This is a genomic window from Nonomuraea sp. NPDC050310 (assembly GCF_040655795.1).
Taxonomy (GTDB): domain Bacteria; phylum Actinomycetota; class Actinomycetes; order Streptosporangiales; family Streptosporangiaceae; genus Nonomuraea.
In genome coordinates, this window is the sequence record NZ_JBFAKP010000002.1 from 39911 (window position 1) to 64608 (window position 24698).

Annotated in this window: 21 protein-coding genes and 1 tRNA gene; 10 read left to right on the top strand and 12 right to left on the bottom strand. The window is 69.5% G+C overall.

Annotation, left to right across the window (positions count from 1 at the left end; all coding sequences use genetic code 11):
- Window positions 1-180: 180 nt before the first annotated feature.
- The 4 genes from gyrB (at window position 181) to AB0I67_RS06325 (ending at window position 5436) form a co-directional block, all read left to right on the top strand.
- Window positions 181-2124: a DNA topoisomerase (ATP-hydrolyzing) subunit B gene (gene gyrB, locus AB0I67_RS06310; protein WP_357918527.1), complete on the top strand. Its 1944-nt coding sequence runs from the start codon at window positions 181-183 to the stop codon at window positions 2122-2124.
- A gap of 9 nt (window positions 2125-2133) precedes the next feature.
- Window positions 2134-4638: a DNA gyrase subunit A gene (gyrA, locus tag AB0I67_RS06315; RefSeq protein WP_357918530.1), complete on the top strand. Its 2505-nt coding sequence runs from the start codon at window positions 2134-2136 to the stop codon at window positions 4636-4638.
- Window positions 4639-4641: 3 nt separating this feature from the next.
- The gene (locus AB0I67_RS06320) at window positions 4642-5259 is read left to right on the top strand and encodes a DUF3566 domain-containing protein (protein ID WP_357918532.1); all 618 of its coding nucleotides are present in this window, start codon (window positions 4642-4644) and stop codon (window positions 5257-5259) included.
- A gap of 103 nt (window positions 5260-5362) precedes the next feature.
- Window positions 5363-5436, top strand: a tRNA-Ile gene (locus AB0I67_RS06325).
- Between the two features lie 78 nt (window positions 5437-5514).
- On the opposite strand, the gene AB0I67_RS06330 is transcribed toward AB0I67_RS06325, so the two are convergent.
- Window positions 5515-5937 carry a helix-turn-helix domain-containing protein gene (locus AB0I67_RS06330; RefSeq protein WP_357918535.1) on the bottom strand — a complete coding sequence of 141 codons (423 nt, stop codon included), beginning with the start codon at window positions 5935-5937 and terminating at the stop codon, window positions 5515-5517.
- 101 nt (window positions 5938-6038) lie between these two features.
- Here AB0I67_RS06330 and AB0I67_RS06335 point away from each other — a divergent pair, with 101 nt between their 5' ends.
- On the top strand, window positions 6039-6650 hold the full coding sequence (locus AB0I67_RS06335) for an LUD domain-containing protein (RefSeq protein ID WP_357918538.1): 612 nt from the start codon (window positions 6039-6041) through the stop codon (window positions 6648-6650).
- An 81-nt stretch (window positions 6651-6731) separates the two neighbouring features.
- Here AB0I67_RS06335 and AB0I67_RS06340 read toward each other — a convergent pair whose 3' ends face one another.
- Genes AB0I67_RS06340 through AB0I67_RS06385 form a run of 10 tightly spaced genes read right to left on the bottom strand, consistent with a single transcriptional unit; the run spans window position 6732 to window position 17422 of the window.
- Window positions 6732-8294 (bottom strand): ABC transporter ATP-binding protein, encoded by a 1563-nt coding sequence (locus AB0I67_RS06340; protein ID WP_357918541.1) that lies wholly within the window; start codon window positions 8292-8294, stop codon window positions 6732-6734.
- On the bottom strand, window positions 8291-9115 hold the full coding sequence (locus AB0I67_RS06345) for an ABC transporter permease (RefSeq protein WP_357918544.1): 825 nt from the start codon (window positions 9113-9115) through the stop codon (window positions 8291-8293). The genes AB0I67_RS06340 and AB0I67_RS06345 overlap by 4 nt, the downstream gene beginning before the upstream one ends.
- Window positions 9115-10017, bottom strand: a complete 903-nt coding sequence (locus AB0I67_RS06350) for an ABC transporter permease (protein ID WP_357918547.1) — start codon at window positions 10015-10017, stop codon at window positions 9115-9117. Before AB0I67_RS06350 ends, AB0I67_RS06345 begins: the two co-directional genes overlap by 1 nt.
- Window positions 10014-11609: an ABC transporter substrate-binding protein gene (locus tag AB0I67_RS06355; protein ID WP_357918549.1), complete on the bottom strand. Its 1596-nt coding sequence runs from the start codon at window positions 11607-11609 to the stop codon at window positions 10014-10016. The genes AB0I67_RS06350 and AB0I67_RS06355 overlap by 4 nt, the downstream gene beginning before the upstream one ends.
- The gene (locus tag AB0I67_RS06360) at window positions 11606-12697 is read right to left on the bottom strand and encodes an LLM class flavin-dependent oxidoreductase (RefSeq protein WP_357918552.1); all 1092 of its coding nucleotides are present in this window, start codon (window positions 12695-12697) and stop codon (window positions 11606-11608) included. The genes AB0I67_RS06355 and AB0I67_RS06360 overlap by 4 nt, the downstream gene beginning before the upstream one ends.
- Window positions 12694-13701, bottom strand: coding sequence for an LLM class flavin-dependent oxidoreductase (locus tag AB0I67_RS06365; protein ID WP_357918554.1), 1008 nt, complete (start codon window positions 13699-13701; stop codon window positions 12694-12696). The genes AB0I67_RS06360 and AB0I67_RS06365 overlap by 4 nt, the downstream gene beginning before the upstream one ends.
- Window positions 13698-14834: an LLM class flavin-dependent oxidoreductase gene (locus AB0I67_RS06370; RefSeq protein WP_357918557.1), complete on the bottom strand. Its 1137-nt coding sequence runs from the start codon at window positions 14832-14834 to the stop codon at window positions 13698-13700. Before AB0I67_RS06370 ends, AB0I67_RS06365 begins: the two co-directional genes overlap by 4 nt.
- Window positions 14831-16138: an NtaA/DmoA family FMN-dependent monooxygenase gene (locus AB0I67_RS06375; RefSeq protein WP_357918560.1), complete on the bottom strand. Its 1308-nt coding sequence runs from the start codon at window positions 16136-16138 to the stop codon at window positions 14831-14833. Before AB0I67_RS06375 ends, AB0I67_RS06370 begins: the two co-directional genes overlap by 4 nt.
- Window positions 16135-16896 (bottom strand): glutathione S-transferase C-terminal domain-containing protein, encoded by a 762-nt coding sequence (locus AB0I67_RS06380; protein WP_357918563.1) that lies wholly within the window; start codon window positions 16894-16896, stop codon window positions 16135-16137. The genes AB0I67_RS06375 and AB0I67_RS06380 overlap by 4 nt, the downstream gene beginning before the upstream one ends.
- Window positions 16897-16909: 13 nt before the next feature.
- Complete coding sequence (locus tag AB0I67_RS06385; RefSeq protein ID WP_357918566.1) at window positions 16910-17422, bottom strand: flavin reductase family protein; 513 nt, start codon at window positions 17420-17422, stop codon at window positions 16910-16912.
- A gap of 280 nt (window positions 17423-17702) precedes the next feature.
- Here AB0I67_RS06385 and AB0I67_RS06390 point away from each other — a divergent pair, with 280 nt between their 5' ends.
- Window positions 17703-19019 carry a lanthionine synthetase LanC family protein gene (locus AB0I67_RS06390; RefSeq protein ID WP_357918569.1) on the top strand — a complete coding sequence of 439 codons (1317 nt, stop codon included), beginning with the start codon at window positions 17703-17705 and terminating at the stop codon, window positions 19017-19019.
- A 456-nt stretch (window positions 19020-19475) separates the two neighbouring features.
- On the opposite strand, the gene AB0I67_RS06395 is transcribed toward AB0I67_RS06390, so the two are convergent.
- Complete coding sequence (locus tag AB0I67_RS06395; protein WP_357918571.1) at window positions 19476-20426, bottom strand: TauD/TfdA family dioxygenase; 951 nt, start codon at window positions 20424-20426, stop codon at window positions 19476-19478.
- 176 nt (window positions 20427-20602) lie between these two features.
- Here AB0I67_RS06395 and AB0I67_RS06400 point away from each other — a divergent pair, with 176 nt between their 5' ends.
- The 4 genes from AB0I67_RS06400 to AB0I67_RS06415 are packed head-to-tail and all read left to right on the top strand — an operon-like array spanning window position 20603 to window position 24579.
- Complete coding sequence (locus AB0I67_RS06400; protein ID WP_357918573.1) at window positions 20603-21619, top strand: ABC transporter substrate-binding protein; 1017 nt, start codon at window positions 20603-20605, stop codon at window positions 21617-21619.
- A complete protein-coding gene (locus AB0I67_RS06405) occupies window positions 21619-22392 on the top strand; it encodes an ABC transporter ATP-binding protein (protein WP_357918576.1) in 774 nt (257 codons plus the stop codon). The genes AB0I67_RS06400 and AB0I67_RS06405 overlap by 1 nt, the downstream gene beginning before the upstream one ends.
- On the top strand, window positions 22385-23257 hold the full coding sequence (locus AB0I67_RS06410; protein ID WP_357918579.1) for an ABC transporter permease: 873 nt from the start codon (window positions 22385-22387) through the stop codon (window positions 23255-23257). The genes AB0I67_RS06405 and AB0I67_RS06410 overlap by 8 nt, the downstream gene beginning before the upstream one ends.
- Window positions 23254-24579: an LLM class flavin-dependent oxidoreductase gene (locus AB0I67_RS06415; RefSeq protein ID WP_357918582.1), complete on the top strand. Its 1326-nt coding sequence runs from the start codon at window positions 23254-23256 to the stop codon at window positions 24577-24579. Before AB0I67_RS06410 ends, AB0I67_RS06415 begins: the two co-directional genes overlap by 4 nt.
- Window positions 24580-24698: the final 119 nt, after the last annotated feature.

Consider the following 24698-nt stretch of genomic DNA (forward strand, 5'->3'; position numbering starts at 1 on the left):
CCGGTAGAATGAAAGCGGATTCCGGACACGTCCGCTTGCGTGTCACCCCCGGCATGCGAGCCGATTCCCCTGGGTGGCGAACGCATCGGGGCACTCACGACGGTGACGGGCACGGCAGGGCGGTCGGCTGCGACAGTCGTCTCACCCACGCCGCGTGTCCGCGGCAGGAGGATTTCGCACTTGTCCTACGACGCTAGCTCAATCACCGTACTCGAAGGGCTTGAGGCGGTTCGCAAGCGACCGGGTATGTACATCGGGTCGACCGGCGAACGCGGGCTCCACCACCTGGTCCAGGAGATCGTCGACAACTCCGTCGACGAGGCCCTGGCCGGCTACGCCGACCGCATCGAGGTGACTCTGCTCGCCGACAACGGCGTGCGGGTCATCGACAACGGCCGAGGCATCCCCACGGGCATCCACCCTGTGGAGAAGCGGTCCGCGGTCGAGGTCGTCCTCACCACGCTCCACGCCGGCGGCAAGTTCGACGGCCAGTCCTACGCCGTCTCGGGCGGTCTGCACGGCGTGGGCTCCGCGGTGGTCAACGCGCTGTCCACAGCCATGAACGTGGTGGTGAAGCAGAACGGCCGCGTGCACCGGCTCAACCTGGTCAACGCCAAGCCCGTCGCGCCTCTGTCCACGGACGAGGAGACCGACGAGACCGGCACCGAGATCACCTTCTGGGCCGACCCGGACATCTTCGAGACCACGACGTGGAGCTTCGAGACGCTCTCCCGTCGTTTCCAGGAGATGGCCTTCCTCAACAAGGGCCTGACCATCGCGCTGGCCGACGAGCGGCCCGACCACATCAACGGCGAGCCCCGCAAGGTCGAGTACCACTACGAGGGCGGCCTGTCCGACTTCGTCGCCTACCTCAACGGCAAGAAGGAGCCGGCGCACGCGTCGATCATCTCCTTCGAGGAGGAGGGCGAGGGCATCTCGGTCGAGGTCGCGATGCAGTGGAACAACTCCTACGCCGAGTCGGTCTACTCCTTCGCCAACGTGATCAACACCGCCGAGGGCGGCACCCACGAGGAGGGCTTCCGCGCCGCGCTGACGTCGATCGTCAACCGCTACGCGCGCGAGCAGAAGTTCCTCAAGGAGGGCAAGGACGACAACTTCTCCGGTGAGGACGTCCGCGAGGGCCTGACCGCGATCGTCTCGGTGAAGCTGGCCGACCCGCAGTTCGAGGGCCAGACCAAGACGAAGCTGGGCAACACCGAAGCCAAGTCGTTCGTCCAGAAGGCCTGCAACGACCACCTGCGCGACTGGTTCGAGCGCAACCCGGGCGAGGCCAAGGACATCATCAACAAGGCGCTCCAGGCGGCCAGGGCGCGGGTGGCGGCTCGCCAGGCGCGCGACCTGACCCGGCGCAAGTCGCTGCTGGAGTCGGGCTCCGGCCTGCCCGGCAAACTGGCCGACTGCACCTGGAACGAGCCGGAGAAGTGCGAGCTGTTCATCGTGGAGGGCAACTCCGCGGGCGGCTCGGCCAAGGGCGGCCGCGACTCGCGCTTCCAGGCGATCCTGCCCATCCGCGGCAAGATCCTCAACGTGGAGAAGGCGCGGATCGACAAGGTCCTCCAGAACACCGAGGTCCAGTCGCTGATCACCGCGATGGGCACCGGCGTGCACGACGAGTTCGACATCGCCAAGCTCCGCTACCACAAGCTCATCCTGATGGCCGACGCCGACGTCGACGGCCAGCACATCACCACGCTGCTGCTGACGCTGCTGTTCCGGTTCATGCGCCCGCTGATCGAGAACGGCCACGTCTTCATGGCCCAGCCGCCGCTGTACAAGATCAAGTGGGACCGGCGCGGCGACGACGCCTCGTACGCCTACTCCGACCGTGAGCGTGACGCGATCATCGCCGAGGGCATCGCCAACGGCCGCCGCGACCCGCGCGCGCATGACGGTGTGCAGCGGTTCAAGGGTCTGGGCGAGATGAACGCCCAGCAGCTGTGGGAGACCACGATGGACCCGGCCACCCGGCTGCTGCGACAGGCCACCCTCGACGACGCCGCGCAGGCGGATGAGATGTTCAGCGTGCTCATGGGCGAGGATGTCGAGGCCCGTCGGTCCTTCATCATCCGCAACGCCCGTGATGTCCGCTTCCTGGACGTGTAAAGGACTATCGTGACGGAAGTGAACACCCCGCCGCCTCCCGGGGATCGTATCGAGGCTGTCGACATCCAGACCGAGATGCAGCGCTCCTACATGGAGTACGCGATGTCGGTCATCGTGTCGCGAGCCCTGCCCGACGTGCGTGACGGCCTCAAGCCGGTGCACCGCCGGGTGCTGTACGCGATGTACGACGGCGGCTACCGGCCCGACCGCGGGTACTTCAAGTGCTCGCGCGTCGTGGGTGACGTCATGGGGTCCTACCACCCCCACGGCGACACCTCCATCTACGACACCCTCGTCCGGATGGCGCAGCACTGGTCGCTGCGCCACCCGCTGGTCGACGGGCAGGGGAACTTCGGCTCCCCCGGCAACGACATGCCCGCGGCGATGCGGTACACCGAGTGCAAGCTCGCGCCCATCGCCATGGAGATGTTGCGCGACATCGACAAGGACACCGTCGACTTCCAGCCGAACTACGACGGCCGCTCCCAGGAGCCCGTCGTCCTGCCGGCGCGCTTCCCCAACCTGCTGGTCAACGGCGCGGGCGGCATCGCGGTCGGCATGGCGACCAACATCCCCTCGCACAACCTGCGCGAGGTCGCCTCGGCGGTGAAGTGGTCGCTGGAGAACCCGGACGCCAGCGACGAGGAACTGCTCGAGGCGTCGATCGCCCGGGTCAAGGGCCCCGACTTCCCGACGCGCGCGCTCATCGTCGGGCGCCGCGGCATCGAGGACGCCTACCGCACCGGCCGTGGCTCGATCACGATGCGCGCGGTCGTCGAGGTGGAGGAGGACAACAAGGGGCGGCACGCCCTCGTCGTCACCGAACTCCCCTACCAGGTCAACCCGGACAACCTCGCGCTGAAGATCGCCGACCTGGTGAAGCAGGGCAAGGTCACCGGCATCGCCGACGTCCGCGACGAGTCCTCCTCGCGGGTGGGCCAGCGCCTGGTCATCGTCCTGAAGCGCGACGCCGTCGCCAAGGTCGTGCTGAACAACCTGTACAAGCACACCCAGCTCCAGGACACCTTCGGCGCGAACATGCTGGCCCTGGTGGACGGCGTGCCGCGCACGCTGCGCCTCGACCAGTTCATCACGTACTACGTGGCGCACCAGATCGAGGTCATCGTCCGCCGGACGAGGTACCTGCTGCGCAAGGCCGAGGAGCGCGCCCACATCCTGCGTGCGCTGCTCAAGGCGCTCGACCGGATGGACGAGGTCATCGCCCTCATCCGGCGCTCGCCGTCGGCGGCCGAGGCCCAGCGCGGCCTCATGACGCTCCTGGAGATCGACGAGATCCAGGCGCAGGCCATCCTCGACATGCAGCTGCGCAAGCTCGCCGCCCTCGAACGGCAGGCGATCCAGGACGAGTACGACGGCCTCATGACGATGATCGCCGAGTACCAGTCGATCCTGGCCTCCGAGACGCGCCAGCGGCAGATCATCGCCGACGAGCTCGACGAGGTCGTCAACAAGTTCGGCGAGGACCGGCGCACCGAGATCATCGCCTACGACGGCGACATGTCGATCGAGGACCTCATCGCCGAGGAAGACATCGTCGTCACCATCACGCGCGGCGGCTACGCCAAGCGCACCCGCACCGACCTGTACCGCGCGCAGAAGCGGGGCGGCAAGGGCGTGCGCGGGGCGCAGTTGCGCCAGGACGACATCGTCGATCACTTCTTCGTCACCACGACCCACCACTGGTTGCTGTTCTTCACCAACAAGGGGCGGGTCTACCGGGTCAAGGCGTACGAGCTGCCCGACTCCGGGCGTGACGCGCGCGGCATGCACCTGGCGAACCTGCTGGCCATGCAGCCAGACGAGGTCGTCATGGAGGTCCTCGACCTGCGTGACTACGAGGCTGCGCCGTACCTGGTGCTGGCCACCCGGACCGGACTGGTCAAGAAGACCAGGCTGTCGGAGTACGACTCCCCCAGATCCGGCGGTCTGATCGCGATCAACCTGCGCGACGACGACGAGGTCATCGCCGCCAGGCTGGTCTCCGAGGCCGACGACCTGCTGCTGATCTCCACCCACGCGCAGGCCATCCGCTTCACCGCCTCCGACGAGGCGCTTCGCCCCATGGGACGGGCCACCTCGGGCGTCATCGGCATGCGATTCCTTGAGGGTGATGAACTTCTCGCGATGAATCGGCTCGGAGACGGCGAGGATGTGCTTATCGCGACAGAAGGTGGGTACGCGAAGCGGACACCCGTAGAGCAATACCCACTTCAAGGTCGTGGCGGCAAGGGCGTGCTGACGGCGAAAATCGTGAGCGCACGTGGCAAGCTGGTCGGAGCTGTCATGGTCAACCCGGAGGACGAGGTGTTCGCGATCACATCCAACGGCGGCGTGATCCGCACGCCCGCCGGGAACATCAAGCAGTCCGGCCGGCAGACCATGGGAGTGCGCTTGATGAATCTCGCCGAACGCGACAGCGTGGTAGCCCTCGCTCGTAACACCGAGTCGATGGAGAACGCGGTGGAGGCCGAGGAAGACGGGGGAGGAGAGTAATCCATGAGCGTGCAGGGCAGCTCAGCCAAGACTCGCGAAAATGGGCAGAAGCCGGACGATCCCAAGGTCTCCGTCGAGGAGAAGGAGACCGATGAGGCCGGCACGAAGGCCGCGGTCGAGGAGAAGGAGGACGTGAACGACACCGTTCGCGTGCGCCCCTCCCTCACCTCCGAGGCGCCGCCTCCGTCCCCCTCGGCGCCCGCCGAATCGTCCAAGAAGGGAAAGGCCGCCTCACAGGCCCGGCTGCCGCGCAAGGCGCACCTCGTCCTGCGCCGCGTCGAGCCGTGGTCGGCGATGAAGTTCAGCTTCGTGCTGTCCCTCGTCTGCTTCGTGGTGCTGTTCGTGGCTGTGGCCGTCCTGTACGGCGTGCTGTCCGCTCTCGGGGTTTTCGACTCGATCGTGCAGATGTACAACCAGTTGAACAACTCCGACGGCCAGAACACGCTGGGGCTCGACATCGCCGGCTGGTTCGAGCCCGTGCGCATCCTCGGCTACACCGCGCTGATCGGCGCGGTGAACGTGGTGCTCATCACCGCCCTGTCCACCCTCGGGGCGGTGATCTACAACGTCGCGGCGGATCTCGTCGGCGGTGTTGAGGTCACCTTCAGTGAGGCTGAGTAGTTTTGAGATCTCGTCCTGGGGGCGGCGCGAGCAGCCCCCAGGACTTGGTAAGCTTTTCTCCGTCACCGCAACCGGTCGGAATGCGATACGGTTCGGTGTGTGCGGGGCTATAGCTCAGACGGTTAGAGCGCTTCCCTGATAAGGAAGAGGTCAGAGGTTCAAGTCCTCTTAGCCCCACCGAGATTTACCAGCTCAGAGGCCAGTTCCCGTGATTGCGGAACTGGCCTTTTGATTTTCGTGGGTAATCCCAGTTGATCAATGGGTCTTACCATCGTCCGGGTCGAACGATTCGGGAACCTGTCGCTCGTCGTACCGGCCGCGGGCTTCCTCGATGTCGCCGTGATGCGCCTGGACCCAATCGATCAGCCCCCAGACCTGCTCCAGCAAGGTGCGGCCAAGCGGTGTCAGCTGGTAGTCGACCCGGGGTGGCACCACGGGATACACGCGCCTAGAGACGAGCCCATCGCGCTCCAACACGCGCAACGTGACGGTCAGCATGCGTTGGCTGATCCCTGGGACGGCGTGCTTGAGCGCGGTGAAGCGCCGCGCACCCTGCCCGAGCTCGTTGACGACCGACAGGGTCCACTTGTCGCCGACGCGGTTGAGGATGTCGCGGACCTGGCAGGTCATCTCGTCGCGTGCCTTCAATACGGCCGATGGCAGGGCTTTGGCGTGCACGGTTATCTCCGCATCACCGAGGCACTAAAAAGTGCCTACTTCCTGTAGGTATTTATGGTTATACAGACTGATCCCGTTGCCAATGACGGGAAGGGAGCAACATGCCGCCCGATGAAAAGTTCGCCACCGCCGCACCGGCTGCCCAGGTGGAGCGGGCCGCAGCCGCGCTGCGCGCCAACGGCTACCTGGTGCACGTCGTGGACACCGTGGCCGAGGCCCGCGCTCTGGTCACCGGTCTGGTTCCCCGCGACGAAAGCGTCTTCACCACCTCCAGCGAGACGCTCCGGCTGTCCGGCATCGCCGCCGATCTCGATGAGTCGGGAGAGTTCTTCTCCGTGCGGGCCAAAGCCGGTGAGCTCGGAGACGACCTGCTGGCCCGTGTCCGGCTGGGCGCCGCGCCGGACGTCGTCGTCGGCAGCGTGCACGCCGTGACCGAGGAAGGCCACCTGGTCGTCGCCTCGGCGAGCGGCAGCCAGTTCGCTCCGTACGCTTCGGGGGCTGGAAAGGCCATCTGGGTGGTGGGCGCCCAGAAGGTGGTGTCGGACCTGGCGACGGCCCTGCAGCGGCTCCGCTCCTACAGCCTGCCGAGGGAGCACCAGCGGCTGCGGGAGTTCGGCTCCTCCTCCTTCATCGGCAAGATTCTCATCATGGAGCGCGAGGCCCTCCCGGACCGCGGCACCGTCGTCCTGGTTCATGAGCCGATCGGCTTCTGAGAGACAGCCGGGAGTCCTGAGCGACAGAGCGTGCCGCCGGGGTTGCTCGGTTTGGTTCTGCCCCGTCTGGGACAGCCGTGGTCAGACCGGTTCCAGGCGGGGGACAGCGGCGACCAGGGCTTGCGTGTAAGGGTGGGCGGGCCGAGTGAACACCTCCTCGACCCCGCCCTCCTCCACGACCCGACCGTCTTTCATGACCAGCACCCGATCGGCGACATGGTGAACGACGCCCAGGTCGTGGGAGATGAACAGGATCGCCGTGCCGTACTCGGCCTGGAGGTCGGCGAGCAGGTCGAGCACCTGCGCCTGGATGGAGACGTCGAGTGCGGACACGGGCTCGTCGCAGACCAGCACGTCCGGGCGGGGGCCGAGGGCCCGGGCGATGGCGACCCGCTGGCGCTGGCCGCCGGACAGCTCGCGCGGGTGCCGATCGGCGATCTCGGCCGGCAGGCCGACACGTGCCAGCAGGTCGAGCACCCGGGCGCGCCGCTCAGGCCCGGGCAGCCGGAGAGGTTCGGCGACCAGGCGGCCGACGGTATGGCGGGGGTCGAAGGAGTCCAGCGGATTCTGGGAGATGAGCTGGACGCTTGTTCGCAGGGGACGGCGCTCGCGTTCGCGAAGCCGGCTCCACGGACCCTGTCCCAGGGTGACCTCGCCTCCGTCGGGTTCGAGCAGGGCGAGGGCGAGCCGGGCCAGCGTGGTCTTGCCGGAGCCCGACTCGCCGACGACGCCGAGGGTCTCGCCGTGGCGCAGGGTGAAGGAGACGTCGTCGACGACGCGGCGCTTGCCGTACGAGCGGGTGAGTCCCTTTCCGGCCAGGGCGACGGACGGATCGGGTGAGGGGCGGGCGCGTGGGGCGCCGGTGGTGAGGTAGCTGTTTCTGGACGCGGCCGAGGGGACGGCGCCCAGCAACGCGCGGGTGTAGTCGTGCGCGGGCGCGGCCAGCACCCGCGCGGTGGGTCCCTCCTCCACGAACCGGCCGTCCTTCATGACCAGGATGCGGTCGGCGATGGAGGCGACCACGGCCAGGTCGTGGCTGATCAGCAACAGCGCGGTCCCGGCGGTCTTGCGCTCGGCGAGCAGGCGCAGGATCTGCGCCTGGATGGTGACGTCGAGCGCGGTGGTCGGCTCGTCGGCGACGAGGAGAGCGGGGTCGGCCGCGATCGCCGAGGCGATCAGCGCGCGCTGGCGCAGGCCGCCGGAGAGCTCGTGGGGCCGTTGCCGGGCGCGCCGGGCCGGTTCCGGCACGCCCACGGCTTCGAGCAGCTCCAGCACTCGGTCCGTACGGCGGGCGCGCGGGACCACGTCGTGGAGCGCCTCGGCGATCTCGGCGCCCACGGTCCGCAGCGGATCGAGCGATCCCAGCGCGTCCTGCAGCACGAGTCCGGCGAAGCGGCCGCGAACCCGTCGCCAGTCGCCGGGGGAGAAGCCGAGCGCGTCCCGTCCGGCGACCTGGAACGCCGAGGCCCGCACGCTCGCACCGGGTCCGGCCAGGCCGAGCAGGGTGCGCGCGGTGACGCTCTTGCCCGAGCCGGACTCGCCGACGATCGCCACACACTCGCCCGGCTCGATCGACAACGAGACCCCGTGCACGACCTCGGTCCGGCCGAAGCTCACGCGCAGATCCTCCACAGCGACGATCACGGGGTTCTCCCTTCGAAACGGGCCTGCAGGCGGCGCCCGACCATGGTCAGGCTGACGACGGTGAGGGTGATCGCCAGGCCCGGGAAGAGCGCCTCCCACCAGGCGACCCGCAGGTAGTTGCGAGCCTCCGACAACATCGCGCCCCACTCGGCGGCCGGCGGTTGCGGCCCCATGCCGAGGAAGCTGAGACCGGACCCGGCGATCACGGCCTGGCCGAGCCCGATGGTGGCCAGCACCGGGATCGGGCCGAGCACGTTGGGCAGGACATGACCGGCGGTGATCGCCAGGCGGGAGTGGCCGAAGGTGGCAGCGTGCTCGACATAGCCGGAGCGGCGTACGACGAAGGTCTGGGCGCGGATGACGCGGGCGTAGTTCGGGATCTGGGCGATGGCGATGGCGAGGATCACGTTGCCGGTGCCGGGTCCGGTGATCGCCACCACCAAGAGGGCGAGCAGCAGCTCGGGCAGGGTGGACAGGACGTCGAACGAGCGGGCCAGCGCCTCGTCCAGCCACTTCGGTGCCAGCCCGGCGGCCAGGCCGAGCAGGACGCCGGCGGTGACGGCCAGTGCGGTGGCGGCGACGCCGATGCTGACGGAGTGACGCGCGCCGTACAGCACCCTGGCCAGCACGTCACGGCCGAGATGATCGCTGCCGAGCCAGTGGTCGGCGCCGGGCGGGGTGAGCGCGGCCAGCGGGTCGGCGGCCAGGGGGTCGGTGCCGGTGAGGAGCCAGGGAGCGGCCACAGCGAGGGCGAGCAGAGCGAGGTAGGCCACCGGAAGGAGCCGGATGCGGCCGGGAGCGCCGCGGGTGAGCACGCTCATCAGCGGATCCGGGGGTCGATGACCCGATAGGCCAGGTCGAGCAGCGTGCTGAGGACGACGTACACCACGGCCGACAGCAGCACGACCGCCATGACGACGGGCATGTCCCGCCCGGTCACCGCCTGCATCGCGACCTGGCCGAGCCCGGGGCGGCCGAACAGCACCTCGGTGATCACCGCGCCGCCCAGGAGCGTCCCGGTGAACCAGCCGGCCAGCGTCACGGCGGGGATGAGCGCGTGCCGTACGGCGTGGCGGACGACCAGCGCGCGCTCGGTGAGCCCGCGAGCCCGGGCCGTCACCGCGAACGGCTGCTCCAGCGCCCGCTCGATCCCGCCGCGCAGCACCTGGCCGAGCACTCCGGCGATGGGCAGGCCCAGCGCGAGCGCGGGCAGGACCAGCGCGGACGATCCCTGAGCCCCGGAGACGGGGAACCAGCCGAACGTGAAGGAGAACACCGACAGCAACACGATCCCGATCAGGAACGGCGGGACCGACACCGAGACCAGCTCGGCGGCGGAGGCGGCGCCGCGCAGCCACCGCCCCCGGCCCGCCGTGGTGACCGCGATGATCGCCGCCACCGCCACCCCGGTCACCGCCGCGGCCAGGGTGAGCTCGGCGGTCGGCCAGAGCTGGGTGGACAGGATCTCGCCGACGCCGCGCTGCTGCTGGTAGGAGCGGCCGAGGTCGCCGTGGAGCAGCCGCCACAGGTAGGACAGGTACTGGACGATCTCCGGCCGGTCCAGCCCCCACTCGGCGATGATCCGCGCCCGGATCTCCGGAGTGTCGGGCCCCTCGCCGACGAGGATGTCGACGGTGTCGCCGGGAGCGAGCAGGAGCGCGACGTAGGAGGCGGTGGCGGCGGCCCAGAGCACGGCCAGCCCGGTGCCCAGGCGCTTGATCATGTGCCGAGGCGCACGTCGTAGGCGCCGGCAGGGGTGCCGGAGGCCGGGTCGAAGCCGAGGCCCTGGACGCTCTTGGACGCGGCGATCTGGTCGGCGGGGACGTAGAGCGGGAAGACGATGGCGTGTTCCCGCACCACCGCCTGCTGCACCTTGCCGTACAGCTCCTTGCGGTCGCCGGTGGAAGCGGCCGCGGCCAGCCATTCGTCCAGGTGCGGGTCGGCGAAGTGGGTGCGGTTGATCGCGGCCTTGCCCGGCAGGAGGAGGTTGAGAGCAGCCCCGGCGTCGGAGTCGCCGCGCGAGTTGCCGAACAGCTCGTACTCGCCCTCCTCCAGGGCCTTCTGCGCGGTGCCCTGGTCGACGATCTTGACCTGGAAGTCGATGCCGGCGTTCTGCTTGACCTGGGCTTGGATGGCCTGGGCGAGGATGTCGCGGCGGTCGCGGACGAACGGCGCGGAGGCGACCTCCCGCACGGTGAGCCGCTTGCCGTCCTTGACGCGGAAGCCCTCGGCGTCGCGCTCCTTCCAGCCGGCCGCGTCGAGCAGGGCGTTGGCCTTGGCCACGTCGCCACCGAAGGACTTCTCCAGCGTCGCGTCGTAGAAGAGGCTGCGCTTGCCGACGATGCTCCACGCCCTGGTCGCGGTGCCCTGGTAGACGGAGGCCAGCACCGCGTCGACGTCCACGGCCTCGCGGAAGGCCTCGCGGACCCGCTTGTCGTCGAAGGGGGCGTGAGAGGTGTTGAAGTAGTAGGAGTAGGCGGTGCCCGAATTCAAGGACGTCTGCAACGTCAGGTTCGGATCCTTCTTGATCAGGGCGACCTCGGTCGCGGGCACCCCCTCGATGACCTGCACCTGGCCGGAGGTGAGCGCGCCGACCCGGACCGCCGCCTCGGGCAGGAACCGGTAGGTGATCTCCGCCAGGTGGGCGGGACCCTGGTGCGCCGCCCGTGCGGGCGGCCAGTTGTAGGCGGGGTTGCGGCGGTAGCGGACCTCCTGCCCCTGGACGTACCGGTCGAGGGTGAACGGCCCGGTGCCGACCAGGTCGGGGCCGCCGAACTTGAGGTCCTTGGCGCTCTTGAGCGACTTCGGTGAGACCTGCCCGGCGTACGGCGAGGCGAGGAAGTCCGGGAAGAGCGCGTCGGGCGTCTTCAGCGTCACCTTCAGTCGGTACGGCGAGGCCACCTCGGCCTTGGCGAAGGACTTCAGTTGGATCGAGGCCACCGCCGGGTTGTAACCGGGCACCAGGAACTGCTCGAAGTTGGCCTTGACCGCGGCGGCGTCGAACTTGGTGCCGTCGTGGAAGGTGACGTCCTCACGCAGGTCCAGGGTGTAGGTCAGCCCGTCGTCCGACACCTTCCACGCCTTGGCGAGCCACGGCTGGAAGGAACCGTCCTCGCCGCGCGAGAGGAGCGCGTCGAACTGGTTGAACACCAGCAGCCTGGCCTTGTTCTGCGCCCACAGCTGCGGGTTGAACGTGAGGGGTTGTGTCTCGACGGCCCAGGTCAGCGACGTGGAGGCGGTGCTTTGCGCGGGCTGCGTGCCGCAGGCGGCCAGGGTGAGCAGGAGGGAGGGGAGGAGAGCGGGGATGCGCTTCACTGGTGGTTCCAAGCTTCGGCGAGCAGCTCGTAGGAGCGCACGCGGTCGTCGTGTTCGTAGGTGATGGTGGTGACGAGCAGCTCGTCGGCGCCGGTGACCCGGCGCAGCACGCGCAGCCCGTCGGCGACCTGCCGCGGCGAGCCGACGAACCGGGTGTCGACCCGGTCCTGCACCAGCTCGCGCTCGGCGTCGCTCCAGACGTGGGCGTCGGCCTCGGCAGGAGAGGGGTACGGCATCGCGCCCGCGCCGGTCCTGATGCTGCGGACCCACAGGTCATAGCCCTTGGCCAGCTCGCGGGCGCGCACCTCGTCCTCGGCGACGACGGCGTCCGCCGAGACGATCACGTACGGCTCGGCCAGCTCGGTGGAGGGCTTGAACGCCTCCCGGTAGGCCTCGACCGCCTCCAGCACGCTGGACGGGCTGACGTGGTAGTTCGCCACGAAGGGCAGCCCGCGTTCCCCGGCGACCTGGGCGCTCTGCCCCCGGCTGCTGCCCAGGATCCACACCTGCACCGCGGCGCCCTCGCCGGGGACGGCGTGCGCGTCGTGCGTGCCGTGCAGGAAGGCGAGCACGTCGTCGATCTGGTCGGCGAAGTCCGGTGTCTGCGCGCCGGGCTGTTGGAGCAGGGTGGCGTAGTGGGCCAGGTGTGGGTGCTTGGCCAGCCGCGACCAGTCGAAGGGCGGCGGGATGAGCAGACCGTCGACGATCTCGGCGGGCTTGCTCTCGAAGCCGGCGGAGACGGCCAGCTCGGCGCGGCGCTGTCCCGAGCGGCCGATGCCCAGGTCGATGCGGCCCGGGTGGAGCGCGTCGATCAGCCCGAACTGCTCGACCACCGACAGGGGTGTCTGGTGCCCGAGCTGCACCGCCCCCGACCCGACGCGGATCGTCGAGGTGGCCGCCGCCACCAGGGCGATCAGCACGGCCGGGGCCGAGCTGGCCACGCCGGGCGCGAAATGGTGTTCGGCCAGCCAGTAGCGGCGGTAGCCGTACCCCTCGGCCTTTCGCGCCAGGTCAAGGGTGTTGCGGAGCGCCTCGGCGGCGGTGCCGCCGGAGACGATGGGGGCCAGGTCCAGGATGGACAGCGTCATGGGATCTCCTTGCGCAGCACGGGGGCGATGTCGGACTGGAACAGCTCCAGCGCGGCGCGATGCTGCCCGGGGGTCAGGCCGTCGGCGTCGACGGGCAGGTGCATGACCCGGTGGCCGAAGCGCTTGTGGTAGCGCAGGACCTTGTCGATGATCTGCTGCGGGCTGCCGATCAGGATCGAGCTGCGCTCGATGGCGTCCTCCAGGGACGGGAAGACGATCGGGATGCCGAGCCTGCGCTGGAAGGCCAGGCGGGCCTCGTAGATCGGCCGGTAGGTCTCGATGGCCTCCTGCGAGGTGCGGGCCGCGTAGAACCCGGCGCTGCCCGCTCCGACCAGCGCGTCCGCGGGATCGTGCCCGTAGTGCTCCCAGCGCTCCCGGTAGTAGTCGATCAGCTCGGCGTACGGGTCGATGGGGTTGGTGACGTTCGCGGAGAAGAGCGGATCGCCGTAGTGGGCGGCCAGGTCCACCGACGCCTTGCTGGTGGCGCTGCCGTGCCAGACCCTGATCGGCTGCTGGAGGGGCCGAGGCCAGGTCTCCGCCTCGACGAGCGGCGGGCGGAAACGCCCGCTCCAGGTGACCTTCTCCTCCCGCCACAGCCGGCGGAACAGCTCGTAGCTCTCGTGGTTGCGCTCCCACTGGTCCTCGGTCGTGACGTGGAAGAGCTCGGCCTGCGCGGCGCCGTTGCCCTTGCCGATGATCAGCTCCAGCCGCCCGTCCGACAGGTGGTCGAGGGTGGCGTAGTCCTCGTAGGCCCGCACCGGGTCCAGCAGGCTCAGCGTGGTGACCGCGGTGAACAGCCGGATCCTGGAGGTCTTCGCCGCGATGTGGCTGAGCACGACCGGGGGAGAGGAGGAGATGAAGGGCCGCTCGTGCCGTTCACCCACGCCGAACCCGTCGAAGCCGAGTTCCTCGGCCAGGACGGCGTTCTGGACGACCTCGCGGAATCGCTCGGTGGTCGACTTCTCCCCGTTGTGGACTATCAACGTGATGGCCAGAAATTTCATGACGCCTCCGCGTAGCGGCTGGCGGGGCGTGCCAAGCCGAGCAGCCCGCGCAGGGTGGTGGCCTCGTAGCCGCTCCTGAACGCCCCGCGCCGGCGCAACTCTGCGGTCAGCCCGCGCGTGATCTGTTCCAGGTCGTACGGCACGGCGCCCGGGCGCAGCCGGAACCCCTGGATCCCGGCCCGCCGCCACTCCAGCAGCACGTCGGCCAGCTCCACGGCGGTCCCGGTGAAGGTCGCCGCATCGGAGGAGAGCTCGTCGAGCTCGTCCAGGCGCCCCTTGCGACGGGCCGCGTCGTCGCCGAGGAAGACCAGGAGATCGGCGAAGATCTTCACCTCGCCGGACAGCCCCCTGACCTCCTCCACGATGGCGCGGGCCTCCTCGGCCGAGTGCGGGGTGACGTAGACGACGTCGGCGCTTGCCGCCGCGAACTCGTACGGCAGGCGCGCATGCGCCAGAGCCGTCACCACAGGCTGTCCCTGAGGAGGTCGCGGCGTGATCGACGGCCCCTTGACGGAGAAGAACCGCCCCGCGAAGTCGGCGTAGTGGAGCTTGTCCCGGTCGATGAACCGGCCGGTGGCCATGTCGCGGATCTCGGCGTCGTCCTCCCAGCTGTCCCAGAGCCGCCGCGCCACCTCCACCGAGTCGGCGGCCTCGGCGAACAGGTCGAGCACGTGCGGATCATCGCTCTTGACCGAATCGAGCGGCGGGAACTCCCGGCGGCCGACCAGCCGCGCCTCCGAGGCGCGGGCCGAGATCTGCACCCGCCACCCGGCCCGGCCGCCGCTGACGTGGTCGAGCGTGGCGATGCCGAGAGCCACGTGGAACGGCTCGGTGTGGGTCGTGGTGGCGGTCGGCACCAGGCCGATCCGGGTGGTCAGCGGGGCCAGCCGGGCGGCGAGAAGCACCGCGTCGAACCGGCCGCGCACCTGGTCGGTCCGCTCGTCCGGTCCGTCGGGCAGGGTGGACTGCAGCCCCAAGGAGTCCTCGATGGTGACGAAGTCGAGCAGTCCCCGCTCCGCCTCGGCGACCAGCCCGGCCCAGTAGCGGGCGGAGAAGAGATCCGCCGCGGACTCCCGCCAGGCGGCCGGATGCCAGCCCGCCCCATCCAGGGCCACGGCCAGGTGCAACGTCATGCGAGCTCCAGATGGTCACGAAGGGTGGAGCCGGTGTACTCGGTGCGGAAGACGCCGCGCTCCTGCAGCTCCGGCACCACCCGGTCGACGAACTCGTCTAGCCCGCCCGGTGTCAGGTGCGGCACGAGGATGAAGCCGTCGGCGGCGTTCGCCTGCACCTGCTCGTCGATCTGCCGGGCCACGCTCTGCGGGGTGCCGATGAAGGTCTGCCGCCCGGTCACCTCGATGACCAGCTCACGGATCGTCAGATCCTTCTCCTCGGCCAGTGCCCGCCACTTGGCGGCCACGGCGGCGCGGTCCTTGACCGGCACCCGACCCTGGGAGACGCCTTCTGCCAGGTCCGGCTCCACGTCCGGTAGCGGGCCGTCCGGGTCGTAGGCCGACATGTCACGACCCCAGATCTGCTCCAGGAAGGCGATCGCGGTCTGCGGGCCGACCTGCTGGCGGCGGATGGCCGCGGCGTTCTCGACCGCTTCGGCCTCGGTGTCGCCGAGCGCGAAGGTCACTCCGGGCATGATCTTGAGCTGGTGCGGCTTCCGGCCGTAGGCGGCCAGGCGGCCTTTGACGTCGGCGTAGAAGGCCGGATCGACGTGCGGGGTGAAGATCACGTCGGCGTTGGCGGCGGCGAACTCGCGCCCCTCGTCGGAGTCGCCCGCCTGGATGATCACGGGATGTGCCTGGGGGCTGCGGGGCAGGGTGAAGCGGCCCTCCACGGAGAAGTGCGTGCCCCGGTGCTCGACCGTCCCGATGCCGTCGTCGCGCAGGAACCGTCCCGCTGAGGGATCGGCCACGATGGCGTCGGGACGCCAGGAGTCCCACAGCTCTCGCGCGAGCCGTACGAACTCCTCGGCCCGCTCGTAGCGGTGCGCCTTGTCGAGGTAGCCGCCGCGGCGGAAGTTCTCGCCGGTGAAGGCGTCGGAGGTGGTCACCACGTTCCAGGCGGCCCGGCCCCCACTCAGATGGTCGAGCGTGGACAGCCGCCTGGCCAGCTCGTAGGGCTCGTTGAAGGTGGCGTTGACGGTCCCGGCCAGGCCCAGCCATTCCGTCACCGCGGCCAGCGCGCTGAGCACGGTGAGCGACTCCGGCCGTCCCACCACGTCCAGATCGTGGATGCGGCCCTTGAGCTCGCGCAACCGCAAGCCCTCGGCGAGGAAGAAGAAGTCGAACTTGCCGCGCTCGGCCGTCCTGGCCAGATGGACGAAGGAGGCGAAGTCGATCTGGCTGCCCGAGCGCGGGTCGGTCCAGACCGTGGTGTTGTTGACGCCGGGGAAATGAGCCGCCAGGTGGACCTGCCTGCGGGTCATCGATCCCGCCAGGCTTCGGTGGTGTCCCTGAAGGCGGGCAGCTCGTGGAGCGTGTGGGCGTAGGTCCACAGGTGCCGGTGGCTGGCCAGGTCGTGCTCGGGACCGAGTCTGACCAGCGTCACCCACAGGCGCACGTCCGGCTCGGTGATCGTCTCGCCGAGCAGGAACCGCTGCCCGGACAGCCGCTCGTCCAGCCGCTCCAGCGCGCCGGGGGAGACACCCCTGTTGACGTTCTGGTAGATCCAGGCGTTGAGCTCGTCGATCTCCGGGCGCAGGGCGACCGGGTAGAGGTCGACGGAGGTGTCGGCCCACTGCTCGAACGCGGTGGCCAGGTCGAGGGTGATGTCCGGAAAGTCGTTGCTGACGATCACGCCGTTCTTGCCGTCCCAGAGCACGGGGACCGAGATGTGCCCGCCGTACCCCTTCTCGGTGGCCTCGTAGGCCTGTTCCAGCAGGGTGAAGCCGTTGATCGGGTCGTGTCCACGACGTTCCCTGAACGCCCAGCCCCGGCCGTCGCGCTCGTCGTCGACGTAGGACAGAGAGACGACCTCCTCCAGGCCCTTGAGCTTGCGGACGATCGCGGCGCGATGGGCGTAGGGGCAGACCCAGGCGACGTACAGGTGGTAGCGGCCGGGCTCGGCGGGGAAGGCTTCGGTGCCGATGCGGCCCTTGAAGGGGTAGATCGGCTCTCCCCGGGTGTAGGGACCGTAGGTGGCGAGGTCGACGGGGCCGGCGTAGGCGTGCGTGGAGACGGACACGTGTCCTCCGGGTTCAGGCTTCGGGATGGGCGAGGAAGCGGCCGAAGCGGCCCTGGTGATACAGCAGCGGGCGGCCCGGGCTGTGCACGTGCGCCTCGGCCACCAGGCCGACCACCAGGAGGTGGTCGCCGACCTCGGCCCTGTCGTGGGGCAGGCAGATCAGATGCGCCGAGACGTCCTGCAGCAGCGGGGCGCCCAGCGGACCCGCTTGCCAGCGGGTGGGCTCGGCGAAGCGGTCGATGTTCCTGCGGGCGAACCGGGCGGCCAGCTCGGCCTGGTCGCTGGCCAGGACGTTGACCGCGAAGTGGTCGGCGACGCTCAGGAGCGGCCAGGTGGTCGAGGAACGGTCCACGTAGAAGGAGACCAGGGGCGGGTCGAGGCTGACGGAGGAGAAGGAGGTGGCGGTGAGTCCGGCGGGGACACCGTCGTGCTGCGCGGTGATGATCACAACGCCGCTGGCGTGGACGGCGAGTGCCTGCTTGAACTGGTCGGTCGCGATGGCGCGGTCAGGAAGGGTGTCGGTCACTGGAGGGTCCTCACGGGAGATGGCCTGATGGATGAGAGGTCCGGTGATCAGCGACAGTGCGCGCTGGCGACGTGGCCGAAGTCCACGTGGAAGCGCCTGGTCAGGAGGAAGCCCTGGCTCATGTCCTCGACGCTAAGTCGGTATTTCCCCTAAAGTCAATAGGAAATACATGAAACTCCCACGGCGGAGGTGATCCGCCATGTCCGGTCGGGGTCGGCGGCCGGTGGCCTTCAATCTCGTTTCCTTTTTTTCCTACCAAATCTGTGGGATATTGCGAGGCATGACGAGCGAGCACGCGTCCACGCCCCTCACGGCCGCGATCGCGGCGGGTCGCTGGATCCGCACCGCGGCCGTCGACGACACGGACGGCAGGCATTGGCGGGCCAACCCCGACCCGAGTGGCAGATCGGCTCTCGCGCCTGAGCTCCACTCGCTCTACGCGGGTGCGGCCGGCATCGTGCTGTTCTTCCTGGAACTGGCCGCCGCCACCGGCCATGAGGCCTACCTCGAGGACGCGCGGGCCGGCGCCCGCTACCTGGCGGCGACCTGGCGGAAGCAGCAGGATCTGACCCTCTACCACGGCCTCACCGGCACGCTCGTCGCGCTGACCGAGGCCGCCTGGGTGCTGGGCGACGACGAGTTCGCCGAAGCCGCCGTCGGCGCCGCCGACCGGATCATGCGTGCCGCGCGCCCGCTGGAGGGCGGAGCGGGCTGGTCGTCCGAACCCGCCCTGCGCGGCGACAGCGGGATCGTGCTGGGCCTGCTGCGCGCCGCCACCGCACTGGGCGCACCCTCCTGCGCGGAGGTGGCCGCCGAAGCGGGCGCACGCCTGGCCCGGCTGCCGGTGCCGGGCCACCGGTTCGGCGACTGCGCGGACCTGCCCGCCGACGCGGTCACGCCGGGGTTCCTGCTGGGTACGGCGGGCACCTCCTTCACCCTCGCCCGCCTCCACGCGGCCACCGGAGAGCGCGACTTCCTCACGGCCGCCGAGCGCGGCGCGGGCTTCGTCCGCTCGATCGCCGTCGTGGCGGACACCCACGCGATGATCCCCCACCACGTGCCGCAGGGCAGAGGGCTGTACTACCTGGGTTTCTGCTCCGGCTCCGCCGGCGTCGCCCGGACCTTCTACGAGCTGCACAGGATCACCGGCGACGCGGGACACCTGGACTGGGCCGAGCGGCTGGCCCGCGGGATCTTGCAGAGCGCTGTGCCGCGTCGCCAGACCCCTGGATTCTGGGATGTCGCCTGCCAGTGCTGCGGCGCGGCCGGACTGCTGGAGCTGTTCGTCGGACTGTGGGCGGCCACTGGGCGGGAGCCGTACCTCGACTTCGCCCGCACGCTCGGGGAGCACCTCATCGGCCGGGCCACCGGCCACGACGGCCGCGGCCTGCGCTGGTACCAGGCCTACCGGCGATCGCGCCCGGGCGAGGTCTCCGCCGACACCGGCTACCTGGTCGGCGCGGCCGGGATCGGCGCGGCCCTGCTCCACCTGGACGCCGCTCTCCAATCCGACCAGGCCAGACGGCTCACCCTGCTGCCGGACAACCCCTTCCCCGCCATCCCGGTGCCGTTCACCTCCGTCAAGGGGATCCCGTGACCTCGACGGCGCCCGTCCGCCCGGCACGGAGTGACCTGATGAGGTTCTGCTGGTTCCTGCCCACCAACGGCGACAGCCGCCTCATCAGTTCCTGGTCGCCTTCCAGCCCGGCTTCGTCAGCCCCACGCTGGTCACGCAGTCGGAGGGGCGGCTGCTGCTCAACGTCGTCATGGGTGGGGAGTCGCGCGAGCAGCGCTCCTACGGCGACTTCCTGGACAAGGACGCCCGCTACGCGCGCGCCGAGAAGATCGCCTGCATCCGGGAGCTATCCGCCGCGGAAGGCCGGACCCTCCGCTTCGGCATCCGGCTCCACCTGTGGGCAGGCGTCGGGCTGGTGCGCGGCAGCGTCGGAACCGCGCTGGTCCGGCCCGCGACCACCTCGCCCCTCGTCCCCTTCGCGGCCTCCTGCACCAGTGCGGGCGGGATCACCCCGGTCCCGCCCGCGGCTCGGGGTCGTCAGGCGACGACGAGGGCTTCGGCGGTGAACTCGCGTCCGGCGATGATCTCCGAGACGAACCCGTCGGGCCCGACCGGCCGGTCGCCGATCAGGGTCACCCGGTGCAGGGTCCGCTGCACGTCGAGGTGGTCGAGGTCACTGGGCGCGAGGTGGGCGGTGGCCCGGTTGTCCCAGAAGGCGACGCTGCCCGGCTGCCAGCGGAAGCGGACGGTGTACTCGGGACGGGTGATCTGCTCGTACAGCAGCTCCAGGACCCGGCGGCTCTCCTGGGTGGACAGACTGACGATCCGGTCGGTGAAGCCGGGGTTGACGAACAGGGCGCGCTCGCCGGTCTCGGGGTGCACCCGGACGACCGGGTGGACGGAGACGAGCAGGTTGTCGTTGATCCGCTTGAGCAGCTTGCCGTCCTCGTCGGCGGTCTGGTACCCGGCGAGGAAGCGGTGCTCGGCGCGCAGCCCGTCCACGAAGTCGCGCAGCGGCCGGGAGAGCCCCTCGTAGGCGGCGACGAGGTTGGTCCACTGGGTGTCACCGCCGAAGGGCGGGACGGTCTCGGCCCGCAGGATCGAGGCGGCGGGCGGGTTGACGGCGGCGGTGACGTCGGTGTGCCAACCGGAGTAGTAGGAGTACTGCCGCTTGCGGTAGAGCTCGCGGTAGCCCTCGCCGTAGCGCTCTTCGTAGCGGCGCGGGTCGATGGTCAGGATCTGCGGATGCTCCTCCGGGGGTGCGTCCTCGTGCGGGTGGGCGTGGGTGAGCTCGCCGAACTGGCGGGCGAAGGCGATCTGGGAGCCGTGGTCGAGGGTCTGGCCGCGGAAGAAGACGACCTTGTAGGCGAGCAGGGCCTTTCTGATCTCCGCGACGGTGGACGGGTCGAGCGGGTGGGAGAGGTCGACGCCGCGGATCTCGGCGCCGATGTGCCCGGCTACACGCCGGATGTCCAGGGTTGATGACATGACGGTTCCTCCGTGAGGTCTGGTGGGTGGGCGAGGGCGGGCCGGGTACAGAGCGCGCTCGCCTGCCGCATCAGATCGACGTGGAGCCTGGCGACCAGAAGGTTCACGCTCTTGACCTTCGGTCGCATTTCCCGCAAAGTCAATAGGAAATACATGAAATAGGCGAAGGGCTCATCGTGATCAAGATCAAACATGCCCTGTCCGTCCTGTCCGTCCTGATCGTCGTGACCGCGCTGGCGGCTTGCGGTTCCGCCGAGGCCACCGGAAACGCCGAGGTCACCGAGCTGCGCTACCAGGGCAGCGCAGGCTTCGTCACCTTTCCCGAACTCGCCCAGGAGCTCGGCTACCTTCCCGGCGTCAAGCTGACCTGGGTCGGCGACACCACCAGCGGCCCGCAGGACATCCAGTCGGCGGCCACCGGCCAGACGGACTTCGGCGGCGCCTTCAACGGCGCCATCATCAAGCTCAAGGCGGCCAAGTCGCCGATCAAGGCGGTGATCGGCTACTACGGCTCCGACGAGAAGAGCTTCAGCGGCTACTACGTGACCGAGAACAGCCCCATCAGGACCGCACGCGACCTGATCGGCAAGAAGATCGGCGTCAACACCCTCGGTGCGCACCACGAGGCCGTCATCAAGGAATACCTCAAGCGCGAGGGCCTGACTCCCGAGGAGATCAAGCAGGTCGAGCTGGTCGTCGTCCCGCCGGTCAACACCGAGCAAGCCGTACGGCAGGGCCAGGTGGAGGTCGGCACGCTCGGCGGAATCCTGAAGGACAAGGCGCTGGAGCGCGGGGGGCTGCGCCCGTTGTTCACCGACGTCGGCCTGTTCGGGCCGTTCACCGCCGGGTCGGTGGTGCTGCGTGAGGACTTCATCGCCAAGAACCCCACCACCGTCAAGACCTTCGTCGCGGGGTTCGCCAAGGCGGTGGAGTGGACGCAGACCCACAGCAAGGAGGAGGTGGTCGCCAAGTTCAAGGAGATCATCGCCAAGCGTGGGCGCAACGAGGACGCCGCGGCGGTGCAGTACTGGAAGAGCTCCGGCGTCGCCGGCAAGGGCGGTGTGATCGCCGACCGGGAGTTCCAGACCTGGATCGACTGGCTGCAGCGCGAGGGCGAGATCCAGCCGGGCCAGGTCAAGTTGGCCGACCTGTTCACCAACGAGTTCAACCCGCACGCGAACGGGAGCGCCTGATGAGCAAGATCAGCATCCGGGGTGTCGGCAAGACCTTCCCCATCCGCGACTCCGACCGGCCCTTCACCGCCGTCGAGGGCATCGACCTGGACATTCGCGAGGGCGAGTTCCTGACCCTGGTCGGCCCGAGCGGTTGCGGCAAGTCCACGCTGCTGGACCTGATCGCCGGGCTGGCCGAGCCGACCGCCGGGCAGATCCTCATCGACGGCATCCCCATCACCGGGCCCGGGCTGGACAGGGGCATCGTCTTCCAGCAGTACGCCCTGTTCCCCTGGCGGACCGCACGCGGAAACGTCGAGTTCGGGCTCGAGGCGAAAGCCGTACCGAAGAAGGAGCGTGCGGAGCTGGCGCGACGGTATCTGGACCTGGTCGGCCTGACCGGATTCGAGGATCGCTATCCGCACGAGCTGTCCGGCGGCATGCGCCAGCGGGTGGCGATCGCGCGCAGTCTGGCCTTCGACCCGGACGTCCTGCTGATGGACGAGCCGTTCGCCGCGCTGGACGCGCAGACGCGCGAGACCCTCCAGGAGGAATTGCTGCGCATCTGGGAGAAGACCGGCAAGACCGTCGTGTTCATCACGCACGGCATCGACGAGGCCGTCTACCTCGGCCAGCGGGTGGCCGTGATGAGCGCCAGGCCGGGACGGATCAGGGAGATCATCGAGGTCGAGTTCGACTCGCGCCAGGGCGACCTGCGCGCCGAACCGCGCTTCGGTGAGTACCGCCACGCCATCTGGAGCCTTCTGCGCGAGGAGGTGAGCGCCGGTGTCTGAGCAGACGGTGCTCAAGAAGGACGAGTATTCCGGCGACGTGCACTGGTACGACCTGCCCGACGACGACGTCGAAACAGAGCCTCCCGCTCCCGTGATCCGGCCACGTCGGTGGCGGCTGCTGCGAAAGGTGGCCGGCCGGTCGGCCGCCGTGGTGGTGCTGCTGGCGCTGTGGGAGACGCTGCCCAGGATCGGCCTGCTGGACCCGGTGTTCGTGCCGCCGCTGTCGGAGAACCTGCGCGCCTGGTGGGAACTGCTGGCCACCGGCCGACTCGGGGAGCACGTGGCCGCCTCGCTGGCCCGCTCGCTGGCGGGGTTCTTGCTGGCCATCGCGCTGGCGATCCCGCTCGGCCTGGCGATCGGCTGGTACCGGCCGGTCGCGGAGTTCCTCAGCCCGGTGCTGGAGATCTTCCGCAACACCTCGGCGGTGGCGTTGCTGCCGGTCTTCACCCTGATCCTCGGCATCGGCGAGACCACCAAGGTCACCTTCGTGCTCTACGCCTGCTCGTGGCCGATCCTGCTGAACACGATCAGCGGGGTGAAAACGGTCGAACCGCTGCTGATCAAGTCGGCCCGCTCGCTCGGCCTCGGCCCGGTCCGCCTGTTCCAGAAAGTGATCCTGCCCGCCGCGGTGCCCACGATCTTCACCGGGGTACGGCTGGCGGGCACCTACTCCATCCTGGTGCTGCTGTTCGCCGAGATGGTCGGCGCCAAGGCCGGGCTCGGCTATCTCATCCAGGCCTCCCAGTCGAATTTCCGCATCACCGACATGTACGCGGGCATCGTCACGATCTCCGTCGTCGGCCTGCTCTTCAACCTGCTCCTGGTCACGTTGGAGCGCCGCTTCTCGACCTGGAGGACGTCATGAAGAAGCTCCATCTCAATGCCTTCCTGTACGGCGTCGGTCACCACGAGGCCGCCTGGCGCCATCCCCGCACCGAGCCGTCCCGGCTCACCGACGTTCGCCACTACCAGGAACTGGCCAAGATCGCTGAGCGCGGCAAGCTCGACTCGCTCTTCCTGGCCGACGGCCTGGCGCTGTGGGGCGATGTGCGCCACAACGCATTGGGCGGGCTCGAACCGCTGACGCTGCTGTCGGCCCTGGCCGCCGTCACCGACCGCATCGGCCTGATCGCGACGGTCTCCACCACCTACAACGAGCCCTTCCACGTGGCGCGGAAATTCGCCTCCCTCGACCACATCAGCGGCGGCCGGGCCGGGTGGAACATCGTCACCTCGGCCGGCGAGGCCGAGGCGCGCAACTTCGGCATCGAGCGCCCTCCGCACGCCGAGCGGTACGCCAGGGCCGACGAGTTCCTCGAGGTGGCCACCAAGCTCTGGGACAGCTGGGAGGACGACGCGATCGTGGGTGACCGCGTGGGCGGGACCTATGCCGACGTCTCCAGGATCCACCCCATCGGGCACGGCGGTCCGCATTTCCGGGTCGAGGGACCGCTGAACACCTCGCGGTCGCCGCAGGGCCGCCCGCTCCTGGTACAGGCGGGATCGTCGGAGGACGGCAAGGAGTTCGCCGCCCGGCACGCCGAGGCGGTCTTCACCGCCCAGCAGACGCTTCGTGAGGCGCGCGAGTTCTCTGTCGACCTCAAGGCGAGGCTTCCCCGACATGGCAGGCGCCAGGACGAGTTGCTCGTGCTGCCCGGCATCTCGCCGATCATCGGCTCCACGGAGCGAGAGGCGCTCCGCTTGGAGAAGGAGCTGGAAGAGCTGATCATCCCGGCCTACGGGCTGAGCCAGCTGTCGAACCTGGTCGGCATCGACCTGGACGAGAGCGCGCTCGACCGGCCGCTGCCCGAGGTCTCCGTCGAGACCGAGGGCGCGCAGAGCCGCCGCAGGCTCGTCGTGGACCTGGCCCGCCGCGAGCGACTGACCGTCAGGCAACTGCTCGCCCGGCTGGCCGGCGGGCGCGGTCACCGGGTGGTGGCGGGCACACCGGAGCAGATCGCGGATGAGCTGCAGGAGTGGTTCGAGTACGGCGCGGCGGACGGCTTCAACATCATGCCCCCGCTGCTGCCCTCCAGCCTGACCGACTTCGTCGATCACGTGGTCCCGGAACTGCAGGTCAGGGGCCTGTTCCGGACCGACTACCAGGGCCGGACGCTGCGCGAGCACTACGGCTTGGCGCGGCCGGCCTCCCAATACTCCACGCCCGGCCTGGCGGTGATCTCGTGAGCGGCGCCATGGGTCGTCTGTTCGGAGCGATCGTGGGGCACCCGGTCACGCCGATCTGACAGGTGGCGGTTCTGGCGCGAAGCCCGAGGTGGGGAAGCGGCGGAGGTGGCGCAATCCAG